Consider the following 5,823-nt stretch of genomic DNA (forward strand, 5'->3'; position numbering starts at 1 on the left):
GCGCCGACGTGCTCGCGACCGACGCCTCCGAGGCGATGCTCGAAGAGGCCCGCCGTGCGGCCGCCGGCCTCCCCTCAGAGGTCCGGGCGCGCCTCGAATTCCGCAGGCTTGCGCTTCCGGTCCAGGCGCCCGACGAGGCGTCGCTCAGTGAAAGGCTCGGCCGGTCGCTCGACTTCGACCTCATCCTCGCCTGCGGCGTGTTGGAGCACTTTTCGCCCGACGAGCTCTACCTCGTCGTGCGCGGGCTCGTGCTCGCCGCGGCCGAGCAGTGCGTCTTCGTGGTCTCCGTCCCGCTCGACCATCCGCAGACGGACGCGCGGCTCTATTCCAACCTTCCCGCGGAGCACTACGCGGCGCTCTTCGAGCGCTTCGGCTTCATCGAGGCCGAGCGCCGCGCCGCCCCGGGCGGCCCCCCGGGGAGCGAATCCGAGTGGGTCACCTTCGTCTTCATCCGGCGCTCGGGCGACGAGCGCGCGCGGATGAACATTCAGGGGCTCATAGAAACCGACGCCAAGACCACGACCTACAAGTTCGCGCTCCTGCGCGCCCTCGCCGACGTCAACTGCGCCAACGCCGGGCGTGTGCGGCACCTCACCCGCGCGGAGATGGCCGAGCTCGAGAAAAGCCTCGCGCCCGCGGGTGCTCCGCCCGTCGCGCTTCCCCATCAGGCGGCGCTTCCCCTCGGCCTCGTGGTCGAGCGGGTGATCGCGTACTACTGGCAGATCTATGGGCGCCGGTTCGACGATCCCGACGCGGCGCTCCCGCCGCAGATCGGAGCGGGCAGGAAGCTCGCGTTTGAGGCGGAGCTCCTCGACCTGATGACGCTCTACCAGGGCGACTGGGTCTCGTGCCGGGAGGACTTCATGCGCGGGGCGCTCGGCGGCCGGGCACCCGAGCGCCGGCGCGCCTTCGCGGCGTTGGCCAAGAAGATGATGGAGACGCTCGTCAAGGGGCCCGTGCGCTATTCGGGCGGATCCCTGGGCGCGAGCGCTCCGGAACTGACCGGGCACCGGCTCTTCAACACGTGGGGGCGGCGCCGTTGGGCGGAGGCGCTCGCCGCGCCCGATCCCTTCACGCCGGCGCTCCTCGAGCGCGCCTGCGGCGAACTGCTGCTTCCCTCCGAACTCTGGCGCAGCCTCACGGGGTGCGCGCCCTGGCTCGCCGACGCGGTGCTGCTCCGCTGGGCGGCGCAGTCCGCGGCCTTCACCGCCAACGCGCTCACGACGGGCGAGATCCTCGAGCGGATGCTGCCGGCCGAGGACGCCCGCGACGTCGCCGCGGCAAGGAGCCTCTACCTGGCGAAGCTCCCGAATCTGCGCTGCGTGTGGTCTGGACAATCCCTCACCGCCGCCACGCTCGCCGTGGACCACATGATCCCTTGGGCGCGCACGCACACGAACGACCTCTGGAACTTGATGCCCGCGGACGCCGAGGTGAACGTCCGGAAGTCCGACGCCGTGCCCTCGGTCGAGTGCATCGAACATGCCGCGCCGCGGATCCTCAAGGCGTGGCGGCTCTTTGAAGCCTCGTCCCTGAGGCCCCTCTTCCGCGCGCAGGCGGCCTTTTCGCTCACGGGCCGGGAGCTCCCCGACGCGCATTGGGAGACACCCCTTATGGATGCGGTGCTGAGAAGCGCCGACGAAACCCGCAGGCAGTTCGCCTGCCGCACCTGGGAGGCCTGCGGGAGGGCCGCCGCAACCTGACCCTACCTGATCCCGAGCGGTACGGCCCGCCGCCCCCAATAAAGCGCACGCCGCAGACGGACGGAGAACCTCCGTCCCTGCGGCGTGCTTCTTATGACGTCCGCTTCAGGGCGGACATCCGGATGGGGAGGCTCAGGCCTTCTTCGTGCGGCAGCAGCGCTTCGCGGGAGCCTTCTCCTGCGGCGCGCAGGCGGCGGCCTCGGCCTCCGAGCGCATGGCGCGGAGGAACCAGAGCTCCTTCGCAAAGCGCGCGAGATACCCCTCAAAGACGCCCTGAACCTGAAAGTCGTCGGCTTCGGCCGCTTCGCTGCGGATCTCCCGGGCGAGCGCCGCCATCTTCGTGATGTCGGCCTCGACCGCGGCCACCGCAGCGCAGCAGCTGATCCGCTCCGAGGGCGCCTCCTCGATCACGGAGAGTGCGAGCGAGTCCTTGAGGGAGGCGACGGGCATGTCGCCGCGCATCTTGAGGAGTTCGGCCGTTTCATCGTACGCGGCGAAGACCTCGTCGTAGAGCGACTCGGTGTAGTCGTGCACGGCCTTGAAGAGACGCCCTTCGACGTTCCAGTGGAGGTTGTGGAGCTTCACGTTCCAGACGAGGAGCGAGGCGACGTAGGCGTTGAGCTTGGCGGCGTCAGTCATGGCGGCTTCCTTTGATCGGCGGATGGATGGATGGATGGATGGATGGATGGATGGAGACGCTCGGGGGAAGATTCCCGGACTTCGCTGGGAGAGTGATAGCTCATTTCTTTTGCGTCTCGTCTTTCGATAGCTTCATTCTACATTAAATTCTATCGTTGTCAAGCTTTTGATAGCTTTTTATGAATGTTGCCTATTCATCCATGCCGCCCGGAGTTCCGCGCGCCCAAGGGACTTGCCGCGGCGCCGCCGCTCCGCTCGTCTTGGGATCCATGAACTCCGTGCATGACAACCCATGAAGAGGTTCCATCGATCGCGAGGGGCCGGCGCACGGAGGATGCGTGCAGAACTGCCTATTTCTCTCTATGATGATCGGACGCGTTTTGCCCGGGCGTCACTGCAGGCGCTCTCGGGAGCGCTTCGGCGGCTCCGCCGCCCGCCCGCGAGTACCTCCTCAACCCGTACTTCCGTACTTCAAGGCCGACGAATGACAGACCCACAGGACCTTCTTCAGGAAATGCGCTCGGTGCTCGGGCGCGTGCAGACGGCCAAGGGCGTCAACCGCACGGCGCTCCCGCAGCTCGTCACCTACCGCTATGAAAGCGAGGGGCCGCTCGACTGTTCGACGGGCGCGCTCGGTTGCTCGATCATTCTCTCGGGCGAAAAGGAGGTGACGATCGGCTCGACGCGGATCGTCTACCACGCGGGCGAAGCGCTCCTTTCGGGGGCGGAGCTCCCGAGCTCCTTCCACGCGGTGGGCGCCTCGCCCGAATCCCCCTTTCTCGCCGTCTGGGCGTCGCTCGACCGCTCGCTTCTGATGGAGTTCGCCCAAACCGTCCTGCCCGCGCGTCCCCAGCAACCCGCGCTCCAACCCTGCGCCGCGGACCCGAATGCGACCTGTTCGGCCTGCAACGTCTTCCACCCCGACCTGGAGGTCCTCGACGACTTCATGCGCCTCGTGAAGCTCCTCGAGAGCCCAGAGCAGATTCCCGTGCGCGCGCCCCTCGTGCTCCGCGACCTCCACTACCTCCTCCTCGCCGGCCCCACGCGGGAGTGGCTCCTGCCGCTCCTCTCGAGCACGGCCCCGCAGGGCGCGATCGTGAAGGCCGTGTCGTGGCTGCGCACCCACTACACCGAGTCGATCGCGATCGAAGAACTTGCGCGCATGCACGCGATGAGCACCTCGAACTTCCACCGGCACTTCAAGACCGTCACCGGAATGACACCGCTGCAGTTCCAGAAGCAGATCCGCCTCATCGAGGCGCAACGCCTGATGCTCTCGGAAAACGCCCAGGTGGCTGAAGCCGCCTATGCGGTCGGCTACGAGAGCGCCACGCAGTTCGTGCGCGAATACAAGCGCCAGTTCGGCGAGTCTCCCATGCGCGACGTGAAGCGCCGCCGCACGGCCTTCGCCGACCTCGCGCGGAGCCCCGCGCCCGCCGCCCCCTCCGACGCCGCCTGAGCACAAACATCCTTCCGCCGAAAGGAACCTTCAGATGATCGAATCCACCGTCCGCTTCGACCTCGAGCGCGAGCGCCGCATCGGGCTCCCCGAAGCCGTCTTCTGCGCCGGGAAACCCATGAGCGTCCTGGTCGAACTCTTCACGCGCTTCTGCTCGCCCGACGCGCCCGCGATCCTCTTCACGCGGCTCACGCCCGAGGTATTTGCGGCGCTTTCCCCCGAAGTCGCCGCGGTGTACGACTACGACCCGCTCTCGCGCACCGCCTGGAACAAGAAGCGCGAACCGCGCGCCTCGGGCGTCTGCGCCCTCGTCTCGGCCGGCAACGCCGACGCCTCGGTCCTCCACGAAGCCGCGCGCACGCTCGAATACCTCGGCTACCAAACGCGCCTCTTCGAAGACTGCGGCGTCGCGGGCCTCTGGCGCATTGAAGCGAACATCGCCGCAATCAACGCCTGCGACGTCGTGATCCTCGCGGCGGGCCTCGACGCAGCGCTCGCCTCCGTCGTGGGCGGCCTCACCGCAAAGCCCCTCTTTGCGGTCCCGACGTCGGTGGGCTACGGCGTCGCCGAACACGGCCGCACTGCGCTCTCGAGCATGCTCGCCTCGTGCGCGCCCGGCATCGGCGTCCTCAACATCGACAACGGCTACGGCGCGGCCTGCGCCGCAGCGCGCGTGCTGCGGCTCCTCGAAGGCCGCTGACGCGAAAAACCCTACCTCATCCCATCCGGAACCCATCATGACCACCTCTACCGGTCCCATCCTCGCCGTCCGCATTCATGCGGGCTTCAACGCCGGCGCCTTCGTCGCGGGCCTTCTCGCCCTGAACGACCTCACCGCCGGCATGGCGGGCGCATACCTGCGCACGCTCTTTCCCGAAGTGGACTGCGGGCTCACGCTCAAGCGCCGCGACGTGCGCGGCATCTCCGGCTGGAGCGCCGCGATCCTCACGCCCCCGGAGCACACCCACCGACACCCCGCGGACATCCTCGACGTCTACCGCAAAAGCCGGCTCTCCGACAACGCGCTTCTTCTCGCCGACCGCGTCTGGCAGGAGCTCGTGCACGCCGAAGCGAAGGTGCACGGCATGCCGGAGAGCGAAGTCCACTTCCACGAGGTGGGCCGCATGGCGAACATCCTCGCGATCGGCCTCTCTGCGGAACTCCTCACCAAGATGGAGCCCGCGCGCATCGCCGTAAGTCCGATTCCGGTGAACGAAGGCGAGGTGAAGTGCGCCCACGGACTCGTCCCCTACCCGGCACCCGCGATGTTCGCGATGATGGAGGGCGTGGCGGTACGGCCCTCGTCGGGCGTGGGCGAACTCGTCACGCCGACGGGCCTTGCGGTGCTGAAGGGCTTCGGCGGCGAATTCGGGCCCTGGCCGGAAATGAAGATTGAGCGCGCGGAGCAGGTCTACGTCGAGGGCCGGGTCTTCGACGGGGCGCCGAACGGCACGCGCTTCGCCATCGGCTCGCCGCTCCCCGTGATCACGGACTGACCCGGACCTTCGGCACTGAACCCGCGGAAGCCCGGCAGCAACCGGATGCGGCGGTGCTCGCGCGCGATGCGGCCTTCGCGCTCCCAGGCGCAGAGCACGCGGTTCACGACCGCGCGGGTGGCGTGCACCATGAGCGCGAGCTCCTCGACCGTGGGCTCGACCGTGCACGCGACGCCCCGCGCGGCGTTCACCGCCTCGAGGTCCGCGAGCGACTCGAAGAGGAGCGCGAGCCGCACGGGCACGGGCTCGGTGCCGTTCACAAGGAGCCCGTCCATCTGCGCTTCGTGGTTGTAGGCGAGCGTGAGGAGATAGTCGCTCTTCACGGCCGGATGCGCGTCGAGAAATGCGGTGAAGCGCTCCGCGCAGATGCGCCGCAGCCTCACGGAGGAGAGCGTCCGCGCGGAGAGGCCGATTTCGCGCGCCGGGTGCAGCAGCACCTTCGGGCCGCCCAGGATCGAGCCCGGCGCGAAGATGCCGTTGACGCACTCCCCGCCCTGAAGGACGGGGATTCTCCACTTGACCAACG

At 68.3% G+C, this 5,823-nt stretch carries 6 protein-coding genes; 4 read left to right on the top strand and 2 right to left on the bottom strand.

Annotation, left to right across the window (positions count from 1 at the left end; translation table 11 throughout):
- On the top strand, nucleotides 1-1,703 hold a 1,703-nt coding region (locus ACT6Y9_RS08125; RefSeq protein WP_443744166.1), incomplete at its 5' end, for an HNH endonuclease domain-containing protein.
- A 132-nt stretch (nucleotides 1,704-1,835) separates the two neighbouring features.
- Here ACT6Y9_RS08125 and ACT6Y9_RS08130 read toward each other — a convergent pair.
- Nucleotides 1,836-2,342 carry a Dps family protein gene (locus ACT6Y9_RS08130; RefSeq protein ID WP_295478244.1) on the bottom strand — a complete coding sequence of 169 codons (507 nt, stop codon included), beginning with the start codon at nucleotides 2,340-2,342 and terminating at the stop codon, nucleotides 1,836-1,838.
- A 484-nt stretch (nucleotides 2,343-2,826) separates the two neighbouring features.
- Between ACT6Y9_RS08130 and ACT6Y9_RS08135 the strand changes: the two genes are divergently transcribed.
- Genes ACT6Y9_RS08135 through larC form a run of 3 tightly spaced genes read left to right on the top strand, consistent with a single transcriptional unit; the run spans nucleotide 2,827 to nucleotide 5,297 of the window.
- Nucleotides 2,827-3,801 carry an AraC family transcriptional regulator N-terminal domain-containing protein gene (locus tag ACT6Y9_RS08135; RefSeq protein WP_443744167.1) on the top strand — a complete coding sequence of 325 codons (975 nt, stop codon included), beginning with the start codon at nucleotides 2,827-2,829 and terminating at the stop codon, nucleotides 3,799-3,801.
- Between the two features lie 34 nt (nucleotides 3,802-3,835).
- Complete coding sequence (gene larB, locus ACT6Y9_RS08140; RefSeq protein ID WP_443744168.1) at nucleotides 3,836-4,501, top strand: nickel pincer cofactor biosynthesis protein LarB; 666 nt, start codon at nucleotides 3,836-3,838, stop codon at nucleotides 4,499-4,501.
- Nucleotides 4,502-4,538: 37 nt separating this feature from the next.
- Nucleotides 4,539-5,297, top strand: coding sequence for a nickel insertion protein (gene larC, locus ACT6Y9_RS08145; protein ID WP_443744169.1), 759 nt, complete (start codon nucleotides 4,539-4,541; stop codon nucleotides 5,295-5,297).
- On the opposite strand, the gene ACT6Y9_RS08150 is transcribed toward larC, so the two are convergent.
- Nucleotides 5,213-5,823: Crp/Fnr family transcriptional regulator (locus ACT6Y9_RS08150; protein ID WP_443744170.1), on the bottom strand; the 611-nt coding region annotated here is incomplete at its 5' end. The two genes, larC and ACT6Y9_RS08150, sit on opposite strands and share 85 nt — an antisense overlap.

The organism is Sutterella sp., from assembly GCF_052272535.1.
Lineage (GTDB): Bacteria > Pseudomonadota > Gammaproteobacteria > Burkholderiales > Burkholderiaceae_F > Sutterella.

What these genes read in the sequence shown, in the direction of transcription:
- ACT6Y9_RS08130 (WP_295478244.1), bottom strand. Translation starts at nt 2,342, where the DNA reads ATGACTGACGCCGCCAAGCTCAACGCCTACGTCGCCTCGCTCCTCGTC.
- ACT6Y9_RS08135 (WP_443744167.1), top strand. Translation starts at nt 2,827, where the DNA reads ATGACAGACCCACAGGACCTTCTTCAGGAAATGCGCTCGGTGCTCGGG.
- larB (WP_443744168.1), top strand. Translation starts at nt 3,836, where the DNA reads ATGATCGAATCCACCGTCCGCTTCGACCTCGAGCGCGAGCGCCGCATC.
- larC (WP_443744169.1), top strand. Translation starts at nt 4,539, where the DNA reads ATGACCACCTCTACCGGTCCCATCCTCGCCGTCCGCATTCATGCGGGC.